Genomic DNA, 24,804 nt, shown 5'->3' with positions numbered 1-24,804 from the left:
ACTTGTCCTCCGTCCAGTTCGGCCCGCCCACGTTGATCGCGGAGTCGAACGGGTGGTCGTTGCCCGAGAGCTTGTTCTGGTAGAGCCACAGCGTGCCGTCCGAGGACGTCGCCAGGAGGTCCGCGCGGCCGTCGCCGTTCACGTCACCGGCGACCACCCGCTGGTGGGTGTGCCACCTCGAGTTGTCGAAGGACACGGAGTAGCCGGACACGAACGGCAGCCCGTTGTTCCCGGGGCTCTTGATGTTGTTCGGGTAGTACCAGAGCTTCCCGTCCCGCGTCGTCGCCAGGACGTCGGCGAAACCGTCACCACTGACGTCGGTGCCGACCGCTCCCGACCTGTTGTCGACGATGTTGCGGTACCGGTAGGGCTTGAACCGGGCGTCACCCCCGTACGGGTAGGAGATCTCCCGGTAGACGGTCCCGTTGGCCGGGTACCCGGCCTGCTCGATACCCAGGTACCTGGTCTTCGCCGTGTCCACCCATTTCTCGAAGATGACGACGTGACCGTTGTCCCCTCCGGTTCCTGGGCCGCCGTTCATGAGGACGTCGCCCGGCCTGAGGTCGTTCTTGTCGATCAGGTCGGCCACGTTCGGCAGGGTGACGGTGGTCAGGCCGGGTCGGTCGAGCTTCCAGGCCATCGAGACGAATCCCGAGCAGTCGGCCCGGTACCCGTCGTGGTGCGCGTTCTGGTTGTAGGGCACGGGACCGCCGTTGTGCGCGGTGAGCCACGTCTTCGCGCGGTCGATCACCTCACGCCGCGTGACCTTCTCGCCGGCCCTGGCCACCGCCGCGCCCGTCAGCACCGGGTCCTCGCCCTGGGGCGCCGCATGGGCGACGGGTCGCGCCACGAGCACGGAGCCCGCGACGACCAGGCCCATGGCGGCGACGGCCGCGAGGCGTCTGCCCCGGAACCGCGCCCGATTCGACACGTCTCTTCCCACGACGTCCCCTTCCTCGATCTCGCGCAATTCGCCGCCGGGCCGGACCCGGAAGCGGGCGGATCGTTTCGGGGACGCCTACACGCGCCACCACACGCACACGTGTGGCGCAAATGTGGCGGGATGCCCGGGGGACCGGCGGCGCAAACGTCGCCGTGAAAGGGACCGGAAAGAGCGGACACGGATTGCTCCGTAGTCCGAATCTCACTGGTCCGGATGGCCGAGCGATCCGCTGTCACACTGGGTTCGGGCCTTTCCCTGTGTCAGGCTGCGTTTGATCATCACGGGTACGGGGAGGCTCGGGACGATATGGAATTCCGCGTGCTGGGACCGCTGGAGGTCGTGGACGACTCGGAGGAACCCTGTAGACCGGGTCGGCACAAGCAACGGGTGCTGCTCGCGATGCTGCTCCTGCGGGCGAACACACCGGTGAAGCCCGAGACGATGGTCGACTGGCTGTGGGGGGAACAGCCGCCGACCTCGGCGAGGGCCAACCTCCAGACCTACGTCTCCGGGCTGCGCCAGCTCCTCCATTCCGAGTCCATGCCGGGGCACGCTCGTCTCTCCTGGCGACACGGGGCGTACCGCCTCCTGGTGGCGCAGGGCGAACTCGACAGCCACACCTTCGAGAGCCTCGCCGACCAGGGCCGGCGAGCGCTCGCCGAGGGACGCGCCGACAGCGCGCACCGTCTCCTCGCCCACGCCCTGGCGCACTGGCGGGGCGAGGTGCTGGAGGACGTCGTCCTGCCGGAACAGGGGCGGGTGGCCGCCACCAGGCTCCACGAACTGCGCCTCGCGGCGCAGGAGGCCGACATCGAGGCCCGGCTCGCCCTCGGACAGCACGTCGCGGTGATCCCCGAGCTCCAGGTCCTCGTGCGCCGCCACCCGCTCCGCGAGGGGCTGTGGGGCGGCTTGATGCGCGCGCTGTACGGGGCCGGACGACAGGCGGAGGCCCTGGAGACCTACCACCAGCTCCGCGGGTTGGTGGCCGACGAACTCGGGGTGGAGCCGTGCCAGTCGCTGCGGCGACTCCACCACCAGATCCTCACCGGCGACCCCGCGCTCCTGCCGCGCCCGGTGGTGGCGGTCGGCCCGGCCCTGCCCCGCCCCCACCAACTGCCGGCCGGCATCACCGACTTCACCGGCCGCGTCGAGCAACTCGGCGAACTCGACGGGCTGGGCTTCGGCCACCAGACCGGAACACCCCCGTCGATGCCGATCCTCGCCATCACCGGGATGGCCGGCGTCGGCAAGACGGCCCTCGCCCTGCGGTGGGCGCACCAGGCCGCCGCCCGGTACCCGGACGGGCAGCTCTACGTCGACCTGAACGGGCGGGACGGGCAGGCGGCGACCCACCCGGCGGAGGCGCTGCGCGGGTTCCTCCGCGCGCTGGGCGTGCCGTCGCGGGGCCTCCCCCGCCAGGTCGAGGACCTGGCCGCGCTGTTCCGCTCGTCGATCGCCGGTCAGCGCGTGCTGGTGATGCTCGACGACGCCGCCGACACCCACCAGCTCCGCCCGCTCCTCCCCGGCGCGGCCGGGTGCCTGGTCGTCATCACGAGCCGGAACCGGTTGAGCGGGCTCGTGAGCCAGCACGGGGCCCGGCGGCTCCTCCTCTCCCCCTTCCTGCCGTGCGAGTCCCTCGCCCTCATGACCCGTCTGCTGGGCGAGGACCGGGTCGGCGCGGAGTGGGAGGCCGCCGCCACCCTGGCCCGGCTCTGCGGCCACGTGCCCCTCGCGGTCCGCGCCGCGGCGACCAGGTTGGCCGACCACCCCGGGCGCGGACTGGCGAGCATGGTGGCCCAGCTCCACCGGGACGGGCTCGACGCCCTCGAGGTGGAGCGGGACGGCAGGACCGGCGTGGGCGCCGCCCTGGCGGCGTCGTACGGGCGCCTGCGGCCGCACGCCCGGCGCCTGCTCCGCGCGCTGGCCACGCTGGCCCGTCCCGACTTCGGGCTCTCGACGGCCGCCGAGGTGGCGGACATCACCCTGGCCGCCGCCCGGGACCTCCTGGACCAGCTCATGGCGCTGAACCTCGTGCACCAGCGGCGAACCGGCCGGTTCGTGCTCAACAACCTCGTCCGGCTGTTCGTGAGGACCTGCGCCCAGCACGAGGACGTCTCGGTCCCCGTGCCCGCGGCGCGCTCCTCCGGCCCGTTCTCCAGAACCTCACGGTGGGACTCGACGCCGGAACGCCTCGTGGAGAGCGTCCGGTGAGTCCCCCGTCCGGGGAGGCGGGTCAGGCGGGGGTGGTGGCGGTGGCGCGGGCGGCCTGCCGCCGCACCTGGTCGACGACGCGGTGCGCCGGCAGGATGCGGCGGCGCTCCTCGTCGGCGTCCCGCACACCGGCGACCAGGTCGACGAACCGGTCGAGCTGGGTGGCCAGCGGCTCCCTGCCGGAGACCAGCTCCGGGATCTCGATGACGGTCTGCTGCCGGTAGCCGCGCCCGTCCGGCGTGGCCGCCTCGTTCGAGACGTGCCGGTAGATGGTGACGTCCCTGCGCAGCAGGTCGGCCTCGATCAGCCGGTCGACCTCGTGGATCACCAGCGAGCGCACCTTGCGCTGCCCGATCCGGCTGGCCGAGATGGTGCCCAGGCCGCCGTCGGGGAAGGCCAGCACGGCCTCGGCGACGTCCTCCGCGTGCGACAGCGACTGCGGGTGGAAGTAGCCGAAGGTGCCCTGCACCCGGGCCGGCTCGATCCCGCCGAAGACCTGGATGGCCAGGTCGACGTCGTGCACCAGGAGGTCCCACGCCACGCCGGTGCGGATGCGCGGCGCGTACGGGGAGTGCCGCGTGGCGGTCACGTGCACCGGCCGGTCGACGAGCGACAGGGCGGTCATGACGGCGGGGTTGTAGCGCTCCAGCAGGCCGCACATCAGGGGCACGCCGCGCCGCTCGGACAGCTCGACGACCTCCTCGCTCTGCGCGAGCCCGGCGCACACCGGCTTCTCCACCAGCAGCGGCGTGTCCTGCTCCAGGACCCGCAGGGCCAACCCGTGGTGGGCCTCGGTGGCCGCGGCCAGCACGACGGCGTGCACGTCGGACAGGTCGCCGATCTCCGGCGCCCACTCCGCGCCGAACCGCTCGGCCACGGCCCGCCCCACGTCCTCGCGGGGCTCGATCACCCGGACCAGCTCGGCGCGGTCGGACCCGGCGATGACGCGCGCGTGCAGCGAGCCCATCGACCCGGTGCCGACGAGCGCCACCCGAGGGCGCGCCCCGTTGGTGGTCACGCTCATGCCCCGAAGACCTCCCGGACGGCGGCGACGACGGTGTCGACGTCAGCGTCGCTCATGGCGGCGTGCACCGGCAGCGACAGGCACTGTCGGGCGACCCGCGAGGCGACCGGCACGTCGGTGGCGACCACACCGGGGTGCCCGCGGTAGCAGTCGTAGTCGAACACGACCTTCGGGTAGTAGACCCCGTGGCCGATGCCCTTCTCCCCGAGCCGCTCCGCCAGCTCGTCCCTGGTCACCGGGGCCTCGTCGGTGACCAGCACGGTGTACTGGTGCCAGACGTGGGACCGGCCGGGCAGCTCGGCGGGGGTGCGCAGGCCGGGCAGGCCGGCCAGACCGGCGTTGAGGCGCTCGGCGTTGGCCTTGCGCCGCGCCGTGACCTGGTCGATCTTCTCGAGCTGCGGGACGGCCAGCGCGGCCTGGAGGTCGGTCATCCGGTAGTTGTGGCCGGCCACCTCGTACTGGTAGCGCTGCCGCATCCCCTGGTTGCGCAGCACCCGGAGCCGGTCGGCGAGGGCGTCGTCGTCGGTGGTGATCGCGCCGCCCTCACCGGTGGTGATGTTCTTGGTGGCGTAGAACGAGAAGCACCCGAGGCCGAACGAGCCGGCGCCGCGACCGTCGAAGGTGGCGCCGTGCGCCTGGGCCGCGTCCTCGACCAGGCGCAGCCCGTGCTCCTCGGCCAACGGCGCGAGCTTGCCCATGTCGGCGGTCTGCCCGTACAGGTGGACCGGCATGAGCACCTTGGTGCGCGGGCCGATCGCGGCGGCCACGGCGTCCGGGTCGACGCAGAAGTCGTCCTCGCGGATGTCGGCGAACCGGGCGGTGGCGCCGGCCTCCAGGATCGCGTTGAGCGTCGCGACGAAGGTGAACGGGGAGGTGATGACCTCGTCGCCCGGCTGGAGGTCCAGGACCTGGAGCGCGGCGACCAGCGCGGTCGTGCCGTTGTTGACGGCCACGGCGTGCCTGGTCCCGGCGACGGCGGCGAAGGACTCCTCGAACCGGCGCACCATCGGCCCCTGGGCGATGACACCGGAACGCAGCACTTCCAGCACGTACGGCTCGGCGTCCCGCACGTCGACCACGGTGATGGGGATCATGCTCCACACTTCTCGGTTGGGGCGGATCCGGTCCGCACTGACCCACCCGGACGGCTGACCGGACGGGCAGGCTCCCGAGGGCCTGGCGACGGTAGGTTACCTAGCCACAACCGAACGGGAGCCCCTGGGTGGGGATGCGCCCGACCTCGTCGGGTGGTCGCCCGCCCTCTCGTCTAACGTGGGTGGGTGGCCCCGTCGGGCCCATCCGCACCCCTACCATGTGCAATCTGACGCACACGCCCCGTTTTCGCGAACGGCGCACCTCGGAGCACCTGTTGGTGGACGAACCGCAGAGCGGCGAAGCGGGCGAGACCCCCGGAGGCCATGTGACCACCGACCAGGCTGCCGTGGCGGAACCCGCGCCACCCGCGCTCCCCCCCGCCCAGCCGGAGAAGAAGAAGGCCGTCCTCGTCGCATGGCTGCGCCGGTTCCTGGTGCTGGTCGTGGTCGTCGCCGCCGGCTACCAGCTCGTGGCGAACTGGGGCGAGGTGTCCGGCACGCTCACGGCGATCCCGTGGCACTCGCTGCTGCTGAGCCAGCTCACGGTCGTGGCGGGCATCGTCGCCGGCACGATGGCCTGGCAGGTCATCGTGAACGACCTCGGCAAGCCGATCGGGGCGTTCCGGGGCGCGCAGATCATGCTGGTCGGCTCCCTCGGCAAGTACGTGCCCGGGTCGGTGTGGGCCTACCTGCTCCAGATGGAGCTGGGGCGCAAGGCCGGCCTGCCGCGGGCGCGGATCTTCACCGGCTCGCTGCTGAACATCGGGTTCAGCGTGGTGGGCTCGCTGGTCCTCGGCCTGTTCGCCCTGCCGATCATGCTGCGGGACACGCCGAGCGCGCTGTGGCTGTTCGCGCTGCTGCCGATCGGCTTGGCCGCGCTGCACCCGAGGGTGCTCACCTGGGGCACGTCCCTGGTGCTGCGGGTGCTCAAGCGCCAGCCGCTGGACCACACGCTGCGCTGGCGCACGATCGGCAAGGCGCTGGGCTGGGTGCTGGTGGCCTACTTCTGCTACGGCCTGCACCTGTGGCTGCTGGCCAACGCGATCGGCGACCCCGGCCTGTCCGGCCTGGTGCTGTCGACCGGGGCGATGTCGCTCGGCCTGACCATCGGCCTGTTCGCGTTCGTGCTGCCCTCCGGCGCGGGAGTGCGCGAGGCGGTGCTGGTCGCGGCGTTGAGCACGGCGATGCCCACGGGCCAGGCGATCGCGTTCGCCGCCGCGTCCCGGGTGATGTTCATGCTCGCCGACATCGTGATGGCGGGCCTGGCGGCGCTGATGGCGCGGTGGCGGGCCAACGACGAGCCCGAGGCCGCGGAGCTGCCGCCGGTGCCCTGACACCCCGGCGCTCCCCCGTTCACGTCGTCGGCCGCCGTCCCCTCCGGGGCGGCGGCCTTCGTGTTGGTGGGGGCGACGCGCGGGATCTGTGCGGGCTCTCGCGTGCCTGCGCTGGGCGGCGCGCCAAGGCCCCGCACGTCCGGCAGGATCGGCCAGGGACGCGTCCGGGAGGATCAGCAGCGAAGCGCGCGCACGCACGAGGAACGGCCGAGAACAGCCCGCCTCATGCTGATTTCGCACGACGAGGGCGTCAGTTCGCCCAAAACACTGTTACGTGGGGGGATCCCCCGATTTCCAGTATCGCGGAGAGCACTGACGTTTCCGCTGCTCACACCGGATCTCGGCCGGGTGAAAGCGGTAGGTCCACCCAGGCGGGGAGACGTCGGCGGTGCGCCGTGCGGGCTCGGGCAGAGCCGGCCCGCACGGCGCACGCCGGACGCGACGTCAGGAGCGGCTGGCCTCGACCGCGTGCCGCTCGTCCGAGGAGCTGCCGCTCGGGCTGATCTCCCGGACCGAGCGCACCACGTAGGTCGGGCGCCGGCGGGCGTCGTCGCCGGCGCGCCAGAGGTACTCGCCCATGATGCCCAGCACCATGAGGTTGAGGCCGCCGAAGGTCGTCACGAGTGAGGCGACGAGCGCCCAGCCGACCGGCGTGCTCCAGGTGACCAGCGCGGCGACCAGCGTGGAGAGCGTGGACAGCACGCCGACGACGGCGACCCCGGTGCCGACCCAGGCGGGGATGCGCAGCGGCGAGTAGGCGAAGCCGACGAACGAGTCGACGACCAGCTTCAGCTTCTTCTTGTTGGTCCACTTGCTCTTGCCCGACGGGCGGGGGAGCTGCTCGAACTCGACCCGGCTCTGCCGGAAGCCGATCCAGGCGATGATGCCGAAGATGTTGCGGTTGCGCTCCTCCATCCGGTTGAGCGCGTCCAGCACGATCCGGTCGAGCAGGATCTGCGACGGCCCCTCCTTGGGGTACGTCGGGATCTCCGACAACCGGTGGAAGAGCTGCGAGAAGAGCTGCGAGAACATGTTCCCGACGCCCTTGGGCACGGCCCGGGTCCTGCGGATGCCCCACACGACCTCGTTGCCGGCGCGCCACTCGTCGAGGAACCTGCCGACGGTCTCCAGCGACTCCTGGAGGTCCGCGCTGATCGTCAGGGCGCAGTCGCCGCGGCAGAGCCGGAAGCCCGCGGTGAGCGCCTCGTGCGAGCCGAAGTTCCGGGAGAACGAGCAGACCCTGGCCTGGTCCTCCGGCCGGAGGGCCCCCACCACCAGGTCGGCGGTGCCGTCGGTCGAGCCGTCGTCGACGAGGACCAGCTCGAAGTCGAACTCCTGGTAGGCGGCGCGGATCTGGCGGTAGAAGTCGACGAGACCCGCCGCGTTGCCGGCCTCGTTGAAGGCCGGAACGACGATCGACACCAGTTTGCGGCGCGCGGGCGCGGTCCCGTTCGTCTCGGTCCCTGCCAGGCTCATGGGCTGTCTCCTCGCGCGGGGTGATCCCCCGACCGATCGGTCCTGTTCCTCGACACGACCAGGGAAACCGGTCGCCGAGCTCGTAGGTCCATCCTAGGAAGGAGGGGCGCTGGCCAGTCGGCACGCCCGAACGGGGGCGAGACTACCCGCACGCGGAGTCAGCCCTTCGCCTGACCCCGTGTCACCCGGAAGTGTCAGCGTGTCACCGGCCGGTCGCGGCGTTGACCGCGTTGAGGAGGATCCGGGACGCCGCGGCGTCGGTGTCGAGCACGCCGGCGTAGGTCAGTGACGAGACCGTGAACGCCCAGCCGCCGCTGCCGCCCCTGTCCACGACGGCCATGTCCGCGCCGCCCTCGCCCTGCGTCCCCCTGGCGATCACGCGGACGCCGGGGAGGTCGGGCGGCGCCGCGTCGGTCTCCCACCCGCTCGCGCCCATGTTGTGCCCGTCGGCGCCGAACACGTCGCCGACCCGCAGGCCGGTTCCCGCGAGGAAGGGGTGGTCGTTCACCACCCGGTACGGCGCGAACGTCATGTAGGTGCGGTCGTCCCACCAGGTGCCGAGGACCTGGTACTCGGGCAGCCCCTCCTCGCGGAACAGCGCACGCGCGCCGTCGCGAGCCCTGTGGATGACGGCCGTGCGGTCCTCGGTGAAGTTGACGCGCTCGTAGAAGCTGTTGCCCCCGACGCAGATCACGCGGCCGCCGCGCGCCATGAAGTCGAGGATGCGGGTGCGCATGGTCTCCGACCAGTACTCGGGGTGGGGTCCGAGCATCACCGCGCGGTAGTGCCGCAGCCAGTCCCCGGAGGTGTGGAGGTCGGCGTCCTGGTAGCAGTCGTACGGGACGCGGTGCCGTTCCAGCCACCGGAGGAGCAGCAGGTCGCTGAAGTAGTGGTCGTCGATCCGGCCGGGCGGGTCGATGGTGACCAGGGCGGAGGGCCGCAGGAGCGTGAGCTGGCGGGTCCACGGCCCCTCGTCCCAACTGTATTGGTTGTGCCCGCCCCAGTAGTCGTAGGCGTTGTGGGTCAGCAGGGGTAACAGGAACGCCATCGGGGCGCTGGGTTTGCCGGGGCGGACCACGAACGGGATGTGGTGCCGCAACCCGGCCGGGCCGGTCAAGGTCGTGACGTAGAAGCCGGAACGCCAGGTGGACGGCACGTCGACGGTGAAGTCGGGCTGCCAGCCGCATCCGGTCGCGCGGTAGCCGCGGGGGAGGAACTGGAACCGGCCGGGCAGGGTGCGGGGACCCCAGACGACGGGGCCGCCGAGGCCGGGGCCGGTCATGCGCCGCACGGTCGCCGTGTAGTCGGGGAAGTTGGTGGAGACGGGGAAGGACACCTTGTCGCCCTGGGCGACGGACCGCGCCGAGGGGTAGCCCTGGAGGGCGGCGCTCCGTTCCAGCGTCCAGCCGGTGCCGACACGGCGGCCGTTCTCGTCCACCCAGCGCGCGCCGCCGGCGGGGTCGAGCCAGTTGGTGAGGCGGAACCAGTACAGCTCGTGGTCCCGGTTGTTCCTCGCCGGGGCGTCCCGGTCGACGAAGACCGCGTAGAAGACCCCGTTGTCGTTGCTGAACCATTCGCGGGTCTGCTCGCGCTGCCACCCGGTGCCGATCCGCACGGCGTTGCCGTTGTTGGCCCACGCGCCCGGCCCGTTGGTGCCGTCGCCGGCCAGGTACCGCCACCAGAGCAGGACCGCGCCGCGCTGCACGCCGTAGATGACCCCGCGCGGGTCGGCCGCGTAGCCGATGATCGGTTTCCAGTTGCCGTCGCTGATGCGGGCGCCCGCGCCGCCGTTGGCCCACGCCCCGACGCCCGCGCTGCCGTCGCCGGCGAGGTAGCGGTACCAGAAGAGCCGCCCGTCGGGGTCGATCGCGTAGAGGACCCCGTCCCACCCGCCGAAGATCCTGGGGTACCGGTCGAAGCCGGCGCCGATCACGCTGCCGCTGCGCGGGTGCCACTGGCCGCCGCCGGTCTCCCGGTCGGCGGTGTACCGGAACCAGCGCAGCGTGCCGTCGCCGTGCAGGCCGAAGAGCTGGCCGTCGGCGGCGGCGAGCACGGTCCGGAACGCGTTCCACCCGTGGTCGTCGATCAGCACGCCGTTGCCGCCGTTGGCCCAGTCGAACGTGCCGTTGGTCCAGTCGCGGTGCCGGTACCAGAGCAGACCGCCGTCCGAGCGGACGCTGTAGATCACGCCGTCTCCGCCGGGCACCATCCGCACCTGGGTCTGTTCCGGGTCCACTGGCATGGTGTCGCCTCCCCTCACCCGGTTTCCGACCCTGGCAGTGCCGTCCGGGGGACGGACAGCCCCGATCGAGTGCGTAGCCGAGACGGCCACCCGACCGGACGCCGGCCGGGGGCGCTCGTAGACTCGACGCCCGGCACACGGTCGATGCGGGGAGCGACGTTGGCGCAGGTACATCCCACCGCGGTCGTCGGGGACGGCGTCGAGCTGGGCGAGCGGGTGACCATCGGCCCGAACGCGGTGGTGCTGGGTCCCTGCCGGATCGGCGACGACTGCTGGATCGGGCCGGGCTGCGTGATCGGCACGCCGCCCGAGATCTCCTCGCTCCCGCACAACCGGGCGTGGGACGGCGAGCTGGCCCACCTCGGGGTCGAGATCGGCGCCCGCACGGTGGTGCGCGAGCTGAGCACGATCCACCAGGGAAGCCACCGGCCGACGCGGATCGGGTCCGACTGTTGGCTGTTGAACCGGGTGTACGTGGCGCACGACGGCCAGGTGGGCGACCAGGTGACGGTGTCGGCCGGGGTGAGCATGGGCGGGCACGTCGTGGTCGGCGACCGGGTGAACATCGGGATGAACGCCGTGGTGCACCAGCGCCGGGTGATCGGGCCGGGCGCGATGGTGGGCATGGGCGCCGCGGTGACCAGGGACGTGCCGCCGTTCGCGAAGGCGTTCGGCACGCCGGTGCGGTTGCGGGGCGTGAACGCGGTGGGCATGGTGCGCGCCGGGGTGGGCGAGGACGCGGTGCGCGCCCTGGACGCCGCCTACGCCGAGCTCCGGATGCCGGAGTCGGTCCCCGCCAACCTGGCGGACGCCTTCGCCTGGTGGGCGGCGGCGGAGCCGGCCCGTCCGCTGGTCCCGGTGGCCGCCCGCGCCTGAGCGCTCACTCCGCCCCGCACAGGGCCGGCGACGCGAACGGAACGCCGGCACCCTTTCGGGCTGCGAGATGGGTGGACGGCGTGCACACTGGTCCCACCTGTACCAGCGGCACCACACCATCGCGCGAGCACCAGAAGGATTCCCACGCACCGCGACACGACGTCGTGTTCCGGGAGGTGGGCGATGCGTTCCGCCACGCCCGTCAGCAGTCTGGCCCTGGCCCTGTCGCTCCTCGTCACCACGCCGCTGACCGGCAGACCGGCGACCGAGGCCGTCCCCGCGTCCGAGGCGACCGAGATGTCCGAGGCGTCCGCTTCGGGGATCGTGCTCCGCACCCTGCCCGCTCCGGCTCCACCGGGCGTCGGCTCCGGGACCGTCAGGGAGGTCGGCGACGGCGGCGACTTCGCGGTCGTCGGCGTCATGGGCTCCGGTGAACCCGACGACGTCGAGCTGCGCGCCAGGAACGCCGAGGGCGGCTGGACCGACTGGGTCCCGGCCGAGGTCTTCCGGGTCGACCGCCTCCCCGGCCGGACCCGCTGGTTCAGCGAGCCGCTGTGGACCGGGTTCGCGGACCTGCTGGAGGTGCGCTCCCGCGCCCCGCACCTGTCGGTCGTGCTGATCGACCCCGGCCGGGAGCCGACGCCGGGGACCGGCCGGGGCGCCCCGCCCCGCGTGGTGACCAGGGCCGAGTGGGGCGCCGACGAGAGCCTCCGGTGCGTCGAGCCCGAGTACGCCGACGACGTGGCCGCGGCGACCCTGCACCACACGGCGGGCCCCAACGACTACACCGCCGACCAGTCCGCGCAGATCCTGCGCGGGATCTACGCCTACCACGCCAAGACGCTGGGGTGGTGCGACATCGGCTACCACGTGCTGGTCGACCGGTACGGGCAGGTGTTCGAGGGGCGCCACGGCGGGCTGGACCAGCCGGTGGTCGGGGCGCACGCGATCGGCTTCAACACCGGGACCACGAGCCTGTCCCTCCTCGGCCACCACAGCACCGACCAGCCGGCGGAGGCCGGGATGGAGGCGGCCGCGCGCTGGCTCGCGTGGAAGTTCCAGGTGCACGGCATCGACCCCGCCGGGGTCGTCACCCTCGTCTCGGGCGGCGGGGCCTCCAACCGGTACCCGGCCGGCGAGGAGGTCCAGTTGCCGACGCTGTTCGCCCACCGGGACGTCACCAGGACCGAATGCCCTGGTGACGCGGCCTACGCGCGGCTGCCGTGGCTGCGGCAGCGCGTGGCCGAGCTGGTGGCGGCGCCGGCGTGACCGGGAACGCGCGCATATTGGCTTGACCCTGACGCTGGGTCAACCTTGTTCCCTCGATGGTGTGAAGCCCTCCGTCCTCCTCTACCTGGCCGCGGACGCCCTGTCGCTGCTCGGCAACATCGTCGCCGGGGTGGTGATGCCGCTGCTCGTGCTCGCCCGCACCGGCGACGCCACCGCGGCGGGGACCGTCGCCGCGGTGACCGCCCTGCCCGCGTTGGTCGCGGCGGTGCTCGGCGGCGTCGTCGCGGACCGCGTCGACCGCCGGCGGCTGTCGATCTTCGCCGACCTCGCCTCCGCCGCGTCCGTCGCGGCGTTGCCCGTGGTGGACGCGGTGTTCGGCCTGAACCTCGGCTGGTTCGTGGTGCTCGGGCTGGCCGGCGCGCTGTTCGACGTGCCGGGGATGACCGCGCGGGAGACCCTGTGGCCGGCCGTCGCGGCCAGGGCCGGGATGCCGCTGGAGCGGCTGGCCGGTGTGAAGGAGGGGTTGTCCGCGCTGGTGCTCGTGGTCGGCCCCGGCGCGGGCGCGTTGCTGGTGGCGATGGTCGACGAGGCCAGCGTGCTGTGGGTGACGGCGGCCTGTTCCGCCCTCGCGGCGCTGTTCACGGCCGCCCAGCCGAAGGACCTGTCGGGCGAGCGGCCCTCCCCCACCCCCGGCGGCGTGCTCGCCGACCTGCGGGAGGGGTTCGACGTGCTGCGCCGCGACGCCGTGATCGGCGGGCTCACCCTGCTCTCGCTGCTGTTCGTGCTGGTCCTGGCGCCGTTCCAGGAGCTGGTGCTGCCGGTGCACCTCACCAGGACCGGCGCACCAGAGCAGTTCGGCCTGGTGGTCCTCGCGATGACGCTCGGCACGTTGCTGGGCAACGGCGTCTACGCGGCGCTGGGCGCGCGGATCTCCCGGTGGGGGTGGTTCGTGGGCTGCAACGTCCTCACCGTGGCGGGGCTGGTCTGGCTGACGACGTTGCCCAGCCTGTGGTGGCTGTTGGCGGCCGGCTTCCTGACCGGCGCGGCGGCGGGGCCGATGCAGCCGCTGCTGTCGGTGCTGTCCGTGGAGCGGGTGCCGGACGCGGCGCGGGGCCGGGTGATGGGGTTGCAGAACGCGGGCGTGCTGGCCGCCTCGCCGATCGGCCTGCTCGCGGCCGGGCTGCTCATCGAGCGCTACGGCGTCCGCCCCACGGGCACACTGATCGCGGGGGGCCTGGTCCTGATCACCGTCGCCACGCTGTGCTGGCCCGCTCTGCGGCGCCAGCTCAGGGAGCGGCCGGAGGCGGCGCCGTCGGCCCCCGACGCGGACGCCAGGGAGGTCGCTGTTGCTGACGATCGGTGAGTTGGCGAAACGGGCCGGCACCACCGTGCGCGCCGTGCGGCACTACCACGCGCAGGGCCTGCTGGCGGAGCCGCCGCGCGACCACTCCGGGTACCGCCGTTACGGCGCGGCCGCCCTGGTCCGGCTGATCCGCATCCGACGGCTGCGCGACCTGGGCCTGCCGCTGGAGCGGGTGCGGGAGCTGCTGGACGGCCCCGGCTCGCTGGACGAGGCGCTCGACGCGTTGGACGCCGAGCTGGCGGCCCGGCAACGGGAGATCGCCCGCCAGCGGCGGCGGCTGGCGGAGCTGCGGCGGCGGCCCGCCGACCCCGAGCTGCCGCCGGGGTTCGACGAGGTGTTCGGGAGGCTGGCCGCGGTCGGCCTGGACGAGGACCTGCTGCGTCAGGAGAAGGAGGCGCTGCTGCTGGCCCTGGCGATCGACGAGGAGGTCGGGGAGGACCTGCTGGACTGGTACGGCCGGATGCTCGACGAGCCGATGCTGGCGGCCAGCCTGGAGTTGAGCCGGCGCATGCGGGCCGTGGCCGACCTGGACCCCGCCGACCCCGAGGTGGGCCGGCTCGGCGCGGACTTCGCCACGTTCGTCCACCACCAGCTCGGGGAGCGGCTCGAGGGGGCGGGGCCGGTGGAGGACGGGTCGCCGCCCGGGGTCGAGGGCGCCCTGCTCATCGACTGGATCAACGGCCTGAGCCCGAGCCAGCGGCGCGTGCTCGCGGTGGCGGGGGAGTACCTGGCCGCCCGGCTGCCCGAGACCGCCGACCTGTGGCGCGACCTCACCCGCCTGACGAGCCCTCAGGATCAGTGAGACGCCGGGCCGCACACGACCAGGTCGGTCGACGCCGAGGAGCCGACGGTCGGGGAACCGTCCGTCCGGCAACCGTCGCTCGGTCCGCTCCGGGCTCCGTCGCTTGTCCAACCCAGCTTGTCCAACCCAGCTTGTCCAACCCAGCTTGACCAGCCCGGCACGGCGCGGGGTCGGTCGCGATCTCGCCGGCCTCCGGTTGTCTCTGACGCTGGTCGGCGGGTTCTGCGCGCCGTGGGGGTCGTGGTCGCCGTTGACGAGGTGATGTCGCGGCGAGTCGCCCGGCTGGTCGCGGGCGGCGCTGGTCCCAGCTCTCCGGCGACAGCCCGGCCCGTGGTCTTGGCCCGTGATCTTGGGTCGTGATCTCGGGTCGTGATCTCGGCGCGCTCGGCTCGGTGATCTGGACGTGCTCGTTCTGAGCCAGGAACCGCCACGGCCTCGTCCGCGCTGGCGGCCATCGCGGGTGGGAGCGGGGCGTGGTCCTTCCCGCCCAGCTCCGGTCGGCCGCGACGCGCGGACCCGCCGGCACGCCTCGCAGTGGCTGATCCCGTGATCTACAAGGCCAGAGGTGTCTCACGCTCGCGGGCGAGCTTCTTGCGTCCCTGAGCCGCCCTCTCGGCCCGGCTCCGGAAGTCCAGCGCACCGCCCCGCTCGGGGTGTCGTGACGAACCCAGGACTCGGGACGAACCCAGGACACGGGACGAACCCAGGACTCGGGAGGAGTCGGACGCCGGCCGGATGCTGGTCAGAACCAGCGCTCCAGGACCTGGGCGACGCCGTCCGCCGAGTTCGGCGCGGCCACCTCGTCGGCAACGGCGAGCACCTCGGGGTGGGCGTTGGCCATGGCCACGCCGTGCCCCGCCCACCGCAGCATGGGCAGGTCGTTGGGCATGTCCCCGAAGGCCGCCACGTCGGACCGGTCGACGCCGAGCAGCTCGGCGACCGCCGCGAGGCCGGTCGCCTTGGTGACGCCGGGCGCGGACAGCTCCAGCAGCCCGGCCCCGGTCGAGTACGTGATGTCGACCGCCGACCCCAACATCTCCCCCGCGGCGGCGGCCATCTCGGCGCTGCTCATCTCCTGGTGCCGCACCAGGAGCTTGATCGCCGGGTGTCCGAGGATCTCGGCCCGCTGCGCCTCGCTGGAGTCGGCGTCGGGCCAGGCGTGCTCGTAGTTCGGCTCGGCGAGGAAGTGGCGGTACCGGTTCTCGGCGAAGAAGGTGCCGGCGTGGTGCCCCACCCGCTCCACGGCCACCGCGCAGCCGGGCAACGCCCTGTCCAGGGTGGAGGCGACGTCGTGCAGCAGCACCGGCTCCAGCAGCTCGGCGCGCAGCACGCGGCGCTCCGCGGTGTCGTAGACGACGGCGCCGTTGGCGCAGACGGCGAGCCCGGTCACGCCCAGTGCGTCCACGACCGGCATGACCCATCGAGGGGGACGGCCGGTGACCAGCACGAAGGGGGTCCCCGCCGACACCACCCTGCGGACGGCGGCGGCCGTCCGGGCGGTCACCCGCTCCATCGGGTCGAGCAGCGTGCCGTCCACGTCCGAGGCAACCAGTGCGGGCGTCTCCACCAGACCATCCTGCCCCGCCCCACCCCGTCCGGCCGGAGAATCCGTGGCGAACAGCACGCGACACGACGCGTACTGTCGGGCGTCATGCGGTTCGGGATCGTGATCCTTCCGGAGTACCGGTGGTCGGAGGCGGCGCCCCGGTGGCGGGGGGCCGAGGAGTTCGGGTTCGACCACGCCTGGACCTACGACCACCTGGCGTGGCGCTCGCTGGCCGACGGGCCGTGGTTCGGCACCGTCGCCACGCTCACGGCCGCGGCGACCGTTACCTCCCGGATCCGGCTGGGCACGCTCGTGGCCTCGCCGAACTTCCGGCACCCCGTCGCCTTCGCCCGCGAGCTGATGGCGCTGGACGACGTCTCGGGTGGCCGGTTCACCCTCGGTGTGGGCGCCGGCGGGACCGGGCACGACGCGACGGTGCTGGGCGGCGAGGTCCTGCCGCCGGCCCGGCGGATGGCCCGGCTCACCGAGTTCGTGGAGCTGCTGGACCGGCTGCTGACGACCGACCACGTCGACCACGCCGGCGAGTTCTTCACGGCGGCCGACGCCCGCACCGTCCCCGGTTGCGCGCAGCGCCCCCGACTGCCGTTCGTGATCGCGGCCAACGGCCCCAGGGCGATGCGGCTGGCCGCCCGGTGGGGCGCGGGGTGGGTGACCACCGGCCCGGCGACCGACGACCTGGACGCGTGGTGGCGCGGCGTGGCGGAGATGAGCGCCGGGATGGACAAGGCGCTGGCCGACGAGGGCAGGGACCCCGTGGAGCTGGACCGGCTGCTGAGCCTGGACTCGGCCCCGGTGTTCTCACTGTCCAGTGTGGACACATTCGTCGACGCGGTCGGCAGGGCGGCCGAACTGGGCTTCACCGACGTGGTGACGCACTGGCCGAGGTCGGGGGGCGAGTACTACGTGGGCGAGGAGTCGGTGCTGGAGACGGTCGCCGCCGACGTCCTGCCGACGCTGCGGTGAGCGGCCGTCTGCGCGTCGGGGGCGCGGAGCTGGCGTGGGAGCGCGCCGGCTCCGGCGACCCGGTCGTGCTCGTCCACGGGTCGTGGGACGACCGGCGGAGCTGGTCCGGTGTCGTCCCCGGGCTCTCCCGGAGCCACACGGTGGTGCGGTACGACCGCAGGGGCCACTCGGAGAGCACCGCGCCACCGGGGCAGGGCACCGTCATCGAGGACGCCGAGGACCTGTTGGCGGTCGTGGACGAGCTGGCAGGAGGGCGGGCGCACCTCGTCGGGCACTCCTACGGCGCGTCGGTGGTGTTGCTCGCGGCCGCGCGCCGGCCCTCCGCCGCCCGGTCGGTCGTCGTGCACGAGCCCCCGCTGTTCGCGTCGCTGACCGGAGATCCGGCGGCCGAGGCGCTGCGCGCCGAGGCGGCCGGGTGGATGCGGCGGGCGGCCGAGCTGATCGAGGTCGGGGACGCCGAGGGCGGCGCGCGGACCTTCGTGGAGCACGTCGGGTTCGGCCGTGGCGCGTGGGAGGCGTTGTTCGACGCCGAGGCCAGGGCCACGATCGTCGCCAACGCCGCCACCTGGCTGGACCAGCACCGGGACCCGAACCGGCTGGCGGTGGACCCCGCCGCCCTGGCCGGCACCGGAGTGCCGGTCGCGGTGACCACGGGCACGGACACGCTGCCGATCTACCGCGCCGTCGTGGCGGCGCTCGCCGGGGCGCTGCCGGACCTGACCGTGCTGCCGGTCGAGGGCGCGGGCCACGCCCCGCACCTCAGCCACCCCGCCGCCTACACCGCTCTCCTGCTCGACCGCCTGCGCGCCACCGGGTGATCTCCGGCGTCGGCGCTGGTCAGGCACGCGAGTAGGGGGCAGGGCCGACGGGTAGCCGGGGGTCGTGGCCGAGGCGAGGGCGGTCGTGCGCGAGCTGTTGCGGGAGCACGGGCGCACGTACGCCGAGGAGGCGGGGATCCGGCTGGCGGACAAGCCGGCCCCGCTCTACCAGCTCCTGGTGCTCACGGTGCTGTTGTCCGTGCGCATCCGGGCGGAACTCGCCGTCGCCGCCGCGCGCGAGTTGTTCGCCGCCGGGTGGACGACGCCGAGGAAGATGCGGGAGGCGACCTGGCGGGAACGGGTGCACGCACTCGGTCGCGCCCACTACGTGCGTTACGACGAGAGCACGTCGACCCGGCTGTCCTCCGGGGCCCAGATGGTGCTCGACACCTACGGCGGCGACCTGCGGCGCATGCGGGAGGCGGCGGCCGGGGACGTGCGCGAGCTGCGCCGCCGGCTCCAGGAGTTCCCCCGGGTCGGCGAGGTCGGGGCGCACATCTTCTGCCGGGAGGCGCAGGCGGTGTGGCCGGAGTTGCGGCCCTACTTCGACCGCCGCGCGCTGCTGGGCGCGGAACGTCTCGGGCTTCCCCGCGACCCCGAGCGCCTCGCCCGTCTCGTGCGCGGCGAGGACCTCGCCCGCCTGTCCGCAGCACTGGTGCGGGTCAGCCTCGAACGCGGGAGGAGCGCCAGGGCCGCCTGACGGCTGACCGCTCCAGCCGCCGCCGACCGGCCGGGGACGCCGACCGGCCGTGGACGCCGACCGGGCGTGGGCGCCGACGAAAAATGGGAACGGAACAGAGCGTGCCGGGCCGGCGAACGCCGACCCGGCACCGACCCCGGTCACCGTGCGACGGGCTCCAGGACCTCGCGTCCGCCCAGGAACGGGCGCAGCGCCTCGGGCACCCGCACCGAGCCGTCGGCCCGCTGGTGGTTCTCCAGGATGGCCACGATCCACCGGGTGGTGGCCAGCGTGCCGTTGAGGGTCGCGGCGACCTGCGGGCGGCCGTCCGCGTCCCGGTACCGCACCGACAGGCGGCGGGCCTGGAACGTGGTGCAGTTCGAGGTGGAGGTGACCTCGCGGTACGCCCCCTGGCTCGGCACCCACGCCTCGCAGTCGTACTTGCGGGCGGCGCTGGCGCCCAGGTCGCCGGCGGCCACGTCGATCACGCGGTACGGCAGCTCGACCTTGGCCAGCATCTCCTCCTCCCAGGCGAGCAGGCGCAGGTGCTCGTCGTGCGCCTCCTCCGGCCGGCAGTAGGAGAACATCTCCACCTTGTTGAACTGGTGCACCCGGATGATGCCGCGCACGTCCTTGCCGTACGAGCCGGCCTCGCGGCGGAAGCACGACGACCAGCCCGCGTAGCGGCGCGGACCGGCGGACAGGTCGAGGATCTCGCCGGAGTGGTAGCCCGCCAGCGGCACCTCGGACGTGCCGACCAGGTACAGGTCGTCGTCGCGGAGCCGGTACACCTCGCTGGCGTGCGCGCCGAGGAAGCCGGTGCCCTCCATGACGTCCGGCCGCACCAGCACCGGCGGGACCATCATCGTGAACCCGGCGGCCACCGCCTGCTGCATCGCCAGGTTGAGCAGCGCGAGTTCGAGCTGCGCGCCGACACCGGTGAGGAAGTAGAACCGCGCGCCGGCGACCTTCGCGCCGCGCTCCATGTCGATCGCGCCGAGCCGCTCGCCCAGCTCCAGGTGGTCCCTGGGCTCGAAGTCGAACTCGGGCACGTCGCCCTCGTTCCGCAGCACGACGTAGTCGTCCTCGCCGCCGGGGGGCGCGCCCTCCTCGACGACGTTGGACACCCGTCGGTGCGCCTCGACGAACGCGGCCTCGGCCTCGTTCTGCTCGGCCTCGGCGGCCTTGACCTCGGCGGCCAGCTCCTTGGCCTTGGCCAGCAGGGCGGCCCGCTCGTCGCCACTGACCCGGCCCACCCGCTTGCCGAGCTGCTTCTGCTCGGCCCGCAGGGAGTCGGCGCGGGACACCGCGGACCGCCGCCGCTCGTCGGCGGAGAGCAGCGCGTCGACCAGGGCGGGGTCCTCGCCCCGGGCCCGCTGGGAGGCGCGCACGGCGTCCGGGTCCTCGCGGAGCGTCCTGAGGTCAATCATGGCAGGTCAGCCTAGCCGCTCCGTCCGGAGCGGCGCACACCAGATCCGCGTGCGCCGGGCGGTCCGCGAGGTCCCCGGCGGGAACCGGCCGCGCGCCCGCCGACACCGCGGGCGACGGCCCCCGCGCGGAGGCGGAGGACGCCCGCGGGGGCCGCGCCGGAGCCGGGTGTCAGCCGGAGATCGCGACCGCGACCACGAGCCCGAGCGCCAGGTGCGCCGCCGCCACGACCAGGCTGGCCGGCGCGAACACGTCGGCCTGCATCACCGCGCGCAGCTCGATCCTGGTCACCCACTCCAGCAGCCGGACCGCGAGCACCTGCACGACGACGCCCACCAGGCCGAAGACCAGCGCCGACAGCAGGCCCTCCTCCAGCCGGCCGCCGGCGTTGTAGATCGCGACCACGATGATCAGCGCCATGCTGACCAGGCCGGCCGAGGTCACGGCCACCGCGTTCGGCCGTCCCTCCCGCACGAGCTGGCTGAGCTTGCCGGGCGTGGTCAGGTCGATCGCGTAGAACCCGACGAGCATCAGGAACAGGCCCACCACCGCGTAGAGCACGATCGCGCCCACGCCGTGGCCGATCGCGTTCGCGAAGCCCTCCTGCAAGGCCAGGACCTGCGTCGCGTGCTGGGACGTCACTGGGTTTCCTCCTCGTTCAGCGGGCGCGGTGTTCAGCGGGCGCGGTCTTCAGCGCGCGGCTCGACGGGCGCCGTGTTCGGCGGACACCCGTGTTCGCCGAACGCCTCGCCCGACGGCACGCCGCGGCGGGGCCGCCCGGCCGCCCCCCGCCCCGCGCGGCACGGCCGGCGCGCGGACCGCCCGATCACCGACACCTCGTGCCGTTTCGCCCGGTTTGGGCGCGGAAGGGACCCTAGGCCCCGGGGATGCGGTGGGGCACGAACGCCGCGCCGTCGTCGGTCACCAGACCGGTCGTCTCGCGGATGCCGAGCCCGGCCGCGGCGTCGCCGACCACCCACGCGCCCAGCACCGGGCGCATGCCGTCGAAGTCCGGGAGCGGCGCGAAGAGCTGGTAGACGTGCCCCTCGCCGCCGTACACGCCGCCGGTCTCGTGCTCGTAGCCGGGCGCGACGATCTGGATGTTCGCGCCCTCACGCCCCAGCTTGGGCTTGCGCACGTACTCGGTGAGCAGGCCCGGCTGGTCGAGGAAGGTCGGCAGCAGGTTGGGGTGCCCCGGGTACATCTCCCACAGCACGGCCAGCAGCGCCTTGTTGGACAGCAGCATCTTCCACAGCGGCTCCAGCCAGAGCGTGCCGGGGAGGCCCTCGACGGCGTGCCGCCCGAACTCCTCCTCGACGATCCACTCCCACGGGTAGAGCTTGAACACCGTGCGCATGGGCGCCTCGGCCAGGTCGACGAACCGGCGGAGCTGGGTGTCCCAGCCGATCTCCTCCAGCGCCAGGCCCACCGTGTCCATGCCCGCCTCGGCCGCGGTCTCCTGGAGGTAGGCCACGGTCAGGTGGTCCTCGCCGCTGGTGTCCCCCGCCGACCAGGTGAAGTGGACCTCGCCGGCCGGCAGCCGGTCGGCGATCGCGCCCCAGCGCTCGACCAGCTTCTCGTGCAGCGAGTTCCACTGGTCGTCGCCCTCGTGGGTGTCGGTCAGCCAGTGCCACTGCACGACCGACGCCTCCAGCAGGGAGGTGGGCGTGTCGGCGTTGTACTCCAGCAGCTTGGCCGGGCCGGAGCCGTCGTAACGCAGGTCGAACCGCCCGTACACGTGCGGGTCGTGCCGCCGCCACGACTCGGCGATCGCCGGCCACAGCCACTCCGGGATGCCGAAGTCCCGGTACCGCTCGGTGGTCACGATGTTGTCGACGGCCTCCAGGCACATCGAGTGCAGCAGCTCGACGTCGGCCTCCAGGGACAGCACCTCGTCCAGCTCGAACACGTAGTGCACGGACTCGTCCCAGTACGGCCGGGGCGAGCCGTCGGCGGCGGTCGACGGCGAGCCGAAGACCAGTCCCTGCTCGGCGATCCGCTGCTGCCAGTCCCGGCGTGGCTCGAAGTGCTCGCGACGCAACTCGTCAACTCCCGCTGCTGCCCTTGACGCCGAACCCACCGCGCTGGATGGTCTTGCCGCCCGGCGTCTTGATCTCCGCGCCCTGCGGCTTCACGGAACTGCCGCCGGCGACCTTCTGGCCGACGGAGCCGGTTCCGCCGTAGTTGTAGTGGTACTGCGTCATGCCGCCCGGCCCCGGCAGGAAGATGAACCCGCCGCTGATGTGGCCGCCGTGCGAGCGGACGTAGTTCTCGTCGCAGTAGTCCTCGTTGACCACGACCTGGTCGCTGGTCACGCAGTGCGCCGTCATCCGCTCCGGCTTGGCGGCCGCGTAGGCCACGGCGAGCACCGCGACCACGCCGACGGTCACGCCGCCGCCGATGAGCACGCGCCGGCGGACGCGGGACTTCCGTTCCGCCTGTTCGAGGGCGACGCGCTCCCGCTCGCGCTCCTCCTCCTCGGCGCGCTGGCGCGCGCGCTGCTCGGCGAGGGTGGGTGGTCTGGGGACCGTGGCGCCCGGCTCCTGGAAGCGGACCGTTCCCCTGCGGGGTGGCGTGGGTGGCGTGGGTGGCGTCTCACCGACCAGCTTCCCCGGCCACTCCGCCGCCGTTTTCGGCCGCTCCGCTTTTTCCGACTGCTCCGCCTTTTCCGGTTTCTCCGGTTGCTCCGGCGGTGTCGCGGCCTCGGCGGGCACGGCGGGCTTCTGGGGCACGACGGGTTTCCTGGGCGCGGCTGGTTCCGCGGGGCGCGCCGCCCCGGCGTCCGCCGGGCGCGGCTCCCCGCGCTCCGCCCCCTGGTCCGGCGTCTCGTCCCGAGCCCTGTCTTCGTCAGTCATCAGCCACTCCCGGACCGCACCGTACCTAGGTCACACGTTCGGCGGAGGATCGACCGACAAAAGCAACCGATGTCACCCAGATGGACGTCCCGACTCCCGCCACCCGGCATCATGGAACAGATGGCCCCGCGCAGTGAACGGCCCCCGGTCGGCCGCCGCACAACCAACACCCGACGGGTGATGATCGGCGCGTTCGTGGGCGCGGTGCTCACGATCACCGTCACGTCGGTCCTGTCATGGGACCGGATCACCGCCGGTGGCACGGCGCAACGCGCCCAGGCCGCCCAGGCGTCGGCCCGCGCGAAGGCGTTCGCGGCCCCTCCCGGCTCGTGTCTCCAGTGGACGAAGGCGGACCGGTCCGACATCCACCAGGTGGCGTGCACCGAGGAGCACCTGTTCGAGATGGTCGGCGTCGCGGACGTCTCGGGCGTCTTCGGCAAGGACGCCCCGTTCCCGCCGCCGGAGCAACGGCAGCAGCTCCAGCAGGAGCGGTGCACGCCCGTCGCCAACCAGTACCTGTCGGGGAAGCTCGACCCGCACGGCCGGTTCAAGGTCAGCTCGTTGACCAGCGAGCAGGAGTGGCGCAACGGCGACCGCACGATGCGCTGCGGCCTCCAGGTGCCCACCGCCTCCGGCGCGCTCTACCCGGTCTTCGGGCCGGTGGCCAAGCTGGACCAGTCCGACGTGTACGACACCGGGATCTGCCTCGGCATCAACGGGCGGAACATCGGCGACCCGGTGACCTGCGACCGGCCGCACTCCTACGAGATCATCGGCACGGTCGACCTCGGCGCCCAGTTCCCCAAGGAGTTCCCCGACTTCCGCCGGCAGGACGAGGCGCTCGCCAACGCCTGCGCCGCGATGGCCGGGCAGTACGCCCCCGGCCAGGACATGAAGAAGAAGGGGTTGGAGATCGCCTGGGACAACCGGTCCCAGGAGAGCTGGAACGTCGGCTCGCGCAAGGTCAACTGCAAGGTGGGGGCGCCGCTGCCGGACAGCAGCGGGCTGGCCCCGGTCACGGGGAGCGCCAGGGGCGAGGTCGTCGTCGGCAAGGAGCCGGCGCCCACGGTCACCGCGACCGTGCCGCCGGGCGCTCCCGCCACGACGGTGCAGCCGCCGGCCGAGGCGCCGCACCCCTCGGAGCGGCCGCCGGCCCACGCCGACCAGCAGTCGCCGTCCTCCGCGCCGTCCCAGCCCTCCCCGACGACGCAGCAGGGCGGTTGAGCATGCCGGTGGAGATGACCCGCTCCCGGTTCGAGGAGCTGGTGGCGGACGCGCTGGACCTCATCCCCGAGGAGCTGGCCGCCGCGATGCGCAACGTCGTCGTGCTCGTCGAGGACCGGCACCCGGACGAGCCCGACCTGTTGGGGCTGTACGAGGGGATCGCGCTGACCGAGCGCGACTCGCACTACGGCGGCGTCCTCCCCGACCGGATCTTCGTCTATCGGGAGCCGCTCCTGGCGATGTGCGAGGACGAGGAGGAGCTGGTGGACGAGATCGCCATCACCGTCGTTCACGAGGTCGCCCACCACTTCGGCATCGACGACGAGCGCCTGCACGAGCTGGGCTGGGGCTAGACGAGTAATGCGTAAGTCCGGGGTGGTGCCGGGAGACGGACGAAGGGTGCTCAAGATCAGTTTGTGACGACCGACCTGAACACCCTTCTCACCGCACTCTACGTCAAGATCGACGATTACCTGGCTGGCAGGCCCCGGTGGGGCCGACCTCCCAAGCTCACCGATGCGGAGCTGATCACCCTCGCGGTGGCCCAGGCGCTGCTCGGGTTCACCTCCGAGGCACGGTGGCTGCGGTTCGTGCCTGACCACCTGCCCGGGGCGTTTCCTGACCTGCCGGGCCAGTCCGGCTACAACCGCCGCCTGCGCGCCGCGTTGCCTCTGG

General features: G+C 73.1%; 21 protein-coding genes and 1 pseudogene. 12 read left to right on the top strand and 10 right to left on the bottom strand.

Annotated elements, in window-relative coordinates:
• Positions 1 to 931: C40 family peptidase (locus tag LX15_RS33350; RefSeq protein WP_253674417.1), on the bottom strand; the 931-nt coding region annotated here is incomplete at its 3' end.
• 330 nt (positions 932 to 1,261) lie between these two features.
• Between LX15_RS33350 and LX15_RS30215 the strand changes: the two genes are divergently transcribed.
• Complete coding sequence (locus LX15_RS30215; RefSeq protein ID WP_253674416.1) at positions 1,262 to 3,154, top strand: AfsR/SARP family transcriptional regulator; 1,893 nt, start codon at positions 1,262 to 1,264, stop codon at positions 3,152 to 3,154.
• Positions 3,155 to 3,176: 22 nt separating this feature from the next.
• On the opposite strand, the gene LX15_RS30210 is transcribed toward LX15_RS30215, so the two are convergent.
• Together LX15_RS30210 and LX15_RS30205 are read right to left on the bottom strand one after the other, a co-directional pair.
• Positions 3,177 to 4,178, bottom strand: coding sequence for a Gfo/Idh/MocA family protein (locus LX15_RS30210; RefSeq protein ID WP_253674415.1), 1,002 nt, complete (start codon positions 4,176 to 4,178; stop codon positions 3,177 to 3,179).
• Complete coding sequence (locus LX15_RS30205; RefSeq protein ID WP_253674414.1) at positions 4,175 to 5,272, bottom strand: DegT/DnrJ/EryC1/StrS family aminotransferase; 1,098 nt, start codon at positions 5,270 to 5,272, stop codon at positions 4,175 to 4,177. Before LX15_RS30205 ends, LX15_RS30210 begins: the two co-directional genes overlap by 4 nt.
• A 326-nt stretch (positions 5,273 to 5,598) precedes the next feature.
• Between LX15_RS30205 and LX15_RS30200 the strand changes: the two genes are divergently transcribed.
• Positions 5,599 to 6,606 (top strand): lysylphosphatidylglycerol synthase transmembrane domain-containing protein, encoded by a 1,008-nt coding sequence (locus LX15_RS30200; protein WP_253674413.1) that lies wholly within the window; start codon positions 5,599 to 5,601, stop codon positions 6,604 to 6,606.
• A 444-nt stretch (positions 6,607 to 7,050) separates the two neighbouring features.
• Here LX15_RS30200 and LX15_RS30195 read toward each other — a convergent pair whose 3' ends face one another.
• Both LX15_RS30195 and LX15_RS30190 read right to left on the bottom strand, forming a co-directional pair.
• Positions 7,051 to 8,082: a glycosyltransferase family 2 protein gene (locus tag LX15_RS30195; protein WP_253674412.1), complete on the bottom strand. Its 1,032-nt coding sequence runs from the start codon at positions 8,080 to 8,082 to the stop codon at positions 7,051 to 7,053.
• A 202-nt stretch (positions 8,083 to 8,284) separates the two neighbouring features.
• Positions 8,285 to 10,324, bottom strand: a complete 2,040-nt coding sequence (locus LX15_RS30190) for a N,N-dimethylformamidase beta subunit family domain-containing protein (protein ID WP_253674411.1) — start codon at positions 10,322 to 10,324, stop codon at positions 8,285 to 8,287.
• 159 nt (positions 10,325 to 10,483) lie between these two features.
• Here LX15_RS30190 and LX15_RS30185 point away from each other — a divergent pair, with 159 nt between their 5' ends.
• The 4 genes from LX15_RS30185 (at position 10,484) to LX15_RS30170 (ending at position 14,595) form a co-directional block, all read left to right on the top strand.
• Positions 10,484 to 11,200, top strand: a complete 717-nt coding sequence (locus LX15_RS30185) for a DapH/DapD/GlmU-related protein (protein WP_253674409.1) — start codon at positions 10,484 to 10,486, stop codon at positions 11,198 to 11,200.
• Positions 11,201 to 11,383: 183 nt separating this feature from the next.
• Positions 11,384 to 12,469 (top strand): peptidoglycan recognition protein family protein, encoded by a 1,086-nt coding sequence (locus LX15_RS30180; RefSeq protein WP_253674407.1) that lies wholly within the window; start codon positions 11,384 to 11,386, stop codon positions 12,467 to 12,469.
• Positions 12,470 to 12,530: 61 nt separating this feature from the next.
• Positions 12,531 to 13,793, top strand: coding sequence for an MFS transporter (locus LX15_RS30175; protein WP_253674405.1), 1,263 nt, complete (start codon positions 12,531 to 12,533; stop codon positions 13,791 to 13,793).
• Positions 13,777 to 14,595, top strand: coding sequence for a MerR family transcriptional regulator (locus LX15_RS30170; RefSeq protein WP_253674404.1), 819 nt, complete (start codon positions 13,777 to 13,779; stop codon positions 14,593 to 14,595). The genes LX15_RS30175 and LX15_RS30170 overlap by 17 nt, the downstream gene beginning before the upstream one ends.
• A gap of 742 nt (positions 14,596 to 15,337) precedes the next feature.
• Here LX15_RS30170 and LX15_RS30165 read toward each other — a convergent pair.
• Positions 15,338 to 16,162, bottom strand: coding sequence for a Cof-type HAD-IIB family hydrolase (locus tag LX15_RS30165; protein ID WP_253674403.1), 825 nt, complete (start codon positions 16,160 to 16,162; stop codon positions 15,338 to 15,340).
• An 84-nt stretch (positions 16,163 to 16,246) separates the two neighbouring features.
• Here LX15_RS30165 and LX15_RS30160 point away from each other — a divergent pair, with 84 nt between their 5' ends.
• The 3 genes from LX15_RS30160 to LX15_RS30150 all read left to right on the top strand — a co-directional run bounded on the left by LX15_RS30160 (position 16,247) and on the right by LX15_RS30150 (position 18,643).
• The gene (locus tag LX15_RS30160; RefSeq protein WP_253674402.1) at positions 16,247 to 17,125 is read left to right on the top strand and encodes an LLM class flavin-dependent oxidoreductase; all 879 of its coding nucleotides are present in this window, start codon (positions 16,247 to 16,249) and stop codon (positions 17,123 to 17,125) included.
• Positions 17,122 to 17,943 carry an alpha/beta fold hydrolase gene (locus tag LX15_RS30155; protein ID WP_253674401.1) on the top strand — a complete coding sequence of 274 codons (822 nt, stop codon included), beginning with the start codon at positions 17,122 to 17,124 and terminating at the stop codon, positions 17,941 to 17,943. Before LX15_RS30160 ends, LX15_RS30155 begins: the two co-directional genes overlap by 4 nt.
• A 64-nt stretch (positions 17,944 to 18,007) precedes the next feature.
• Entirely contained in the window at positions 18,008 to 18,643 is a 636-nt protein-coding gene (locus LX15_RS30150; RefSeq protein ID WP_253674400.1) for an endonuclease, read from the top strand.
• 140 nt (positions 18,644 to 18,783) lie between these two features.
• Here LX15_RS30150 and serS read toward each other — a convergent pair whose 3' ends face one another.
• The 4 genes from serS to LX15_RS30130 all read right to left on the bottom strand — a co-directional run bounded on the left by serS (position 18,784) and on the right by LX15_RS30130 (position 22,905).
• Positions 18,784 to 20,052 (bottom strand): serine--tRNA ligase, encoded by a 1,269-nt coding sequence (gene serS, locus LX15_RS30145; RefSeq protein WP_253674399.1) that lies wholly within the window; start codon positions 20,050 to 20,052, stop codon positions 18,784 to 18,786.
• Positions 20,053 to 20,221: 169 nt separating this feature from the next.
• Positions 20,222 to 20,692: a DUF350 domain-containing protein gene (locus LX15_RS30140; RefSeq protein ID WP_372502818.1), complete on the bottom strand. Its 471-nt coding sequence runs from the start codon at positions 20,690 to 20,692 to the stop codon at positions 20,222 to 20,224.
• Positions 20,693 to 20,924: 232 nt separating this feature from the next.
• Positions 20,925 to 22,091 (bottom strand): glutathionylspermidine synthase family protein, encoded by a 1,167-nt coding sequence (locus tag LX15_RS30135; RefSeq protein ID WP_253674397.1) that lies wholly within the window; start codon positions 22,089 to 22,091, stop codon positions 20,925 to 20,927.
• Between the two features lie 4 nt (positions 22,092 to 22,095).
• Positions 22,096 to 22,905, bottom strand: coding sequence for a hypothetical protein (locus LX15_RS30130; RefSeq protein WP_308213540.1), 810 nt, complete (start codon positions 22,903 to 22,905; stop codon positions 22,096 to 22,098).
• 120 nt (positions 22,906 to 23,025) lie between these two features.
• On the opposite strand from LX15_RS30130, the gene LX15_RS30125 reads away from it, so the two are divergent.
• The 3 genes and pseudogenes from LX15_RS30125 to LX15_RS30115 form a co-directional block, all read left to right on the top strand.
• Entirely contained in the window at positions 23,026 to 24,129 is a 1,104-nt protein-coding gene (locus LX15_RS30125) for a septum formation family protein (RefSeq protein WP_253674395.1), read from the top strand.
• A gap of 2 nt (positions 24,130 to 24,131) precedes the next feature.
• Entirely contained in the window at positions 24,132 to 24,482 is a 351-nt protein-coding gene (locus LX15_RS30120) for a metallopeptidase family protein (RefSeq protein ID WP_253674393.1), read from the top strand.
• Between the two features lie 63 nt (positions 24,483 to 24,545).
• A pseudogene (locus LX15_RS30115) lies at positions 24,546 to 24,804 on the top strand (IS982 family transposase); the annotation flags it as partial.

It is taken from the genome of Streptoalloteichus tenebrarius (genome assembly GCF_024171885.1).
In the GTDB taxonomy this organism is placed as follows: domain Bacteria; phylum Actinomycetota; class Actinomycetes; order Mycobacteriales; family Pseudonocardiaceae; genus Streptoalloteichus; species Streptoalloteichus tenebrarius.
This window is presented reverse-complemented; position numbering and strand designations above follow the sequence as displayed.

Excerpts from the sequence above, each read along its gene's own strand:
- LX15_RS30210 (WP_253674415.1), bottom strand. The coding sequence starts at position 4,178 with ATGAGCGTGACCACCAACGGGGCGCGCCCTCGGGTGGCGCTCGTCGGC.
- LX15_RS30205 (WP_253674414.1), bottom strand. The coding sequence starts at position 5,272 with ATGATCCCCATCACCGTGGTCGACGTGCGGGACGCCGAGCCGTACGTG.
- LX15_RS30195 (WP_253674412.1), bottom strand. The coding sequence starts at position 8,082 with ATGAGCCTGGCAGGGACCGAGACGAACGGGACCGCGCCCGCGCGCCGC.
- LX15_RS30190 (WP_253674411.1), bottom strand. The coding sequence starts at position 10,324 with ATGCCAGTGGACCCGGAACAGACCCAGGTGCGGATGGTGCCCGGCGGA.
- LX15_RS30180 (WP_253674407.1), top strand. The coding sequence starts at position 11,384 with ATGCGTTCCGCCACGCCCGTCAGCAGTCTGGCCCTGGCCCTGTCGCTC.
- LX15_RS30160 (WP_253674402.1), top strand. The coding sequence starts at position 16,247 with ATGCGGTTCGGGATCGTGATCCTTCCGGAGTACCGGTGGTCGGAGGCG.
- serS (WP_253674399.1), bottom strand. The coding sequence starts at position 20,052 with ATGATTGACCTCAGGACGCTCCGCGAGGACCCGGACGCCGTGCGCGCC.
- LX15_RS30130 (WP_308213540.1), bottom strand. The coding sequence starts at position 22,905 with ATGACTGACGAAGACAGGGCTCGGGACGAGACGCCGGACCAGGGGGCG.
- LX15_RS30125 (WP_253674395.1), top strand. The coding sequence starts at position 23,026 with ATGGCCCCGCGCAGTGAACGGCCCCCGGTCGGCCGCCGCACAACCAAC.
- LX15_RS30120 (WP_253674393.1), top strand. The coding sequence starts at position 24,132 with ATGCCGGTGGAGATGACCCGCTCCCGGTTCGAGGAGCTGGTGGCGGAC.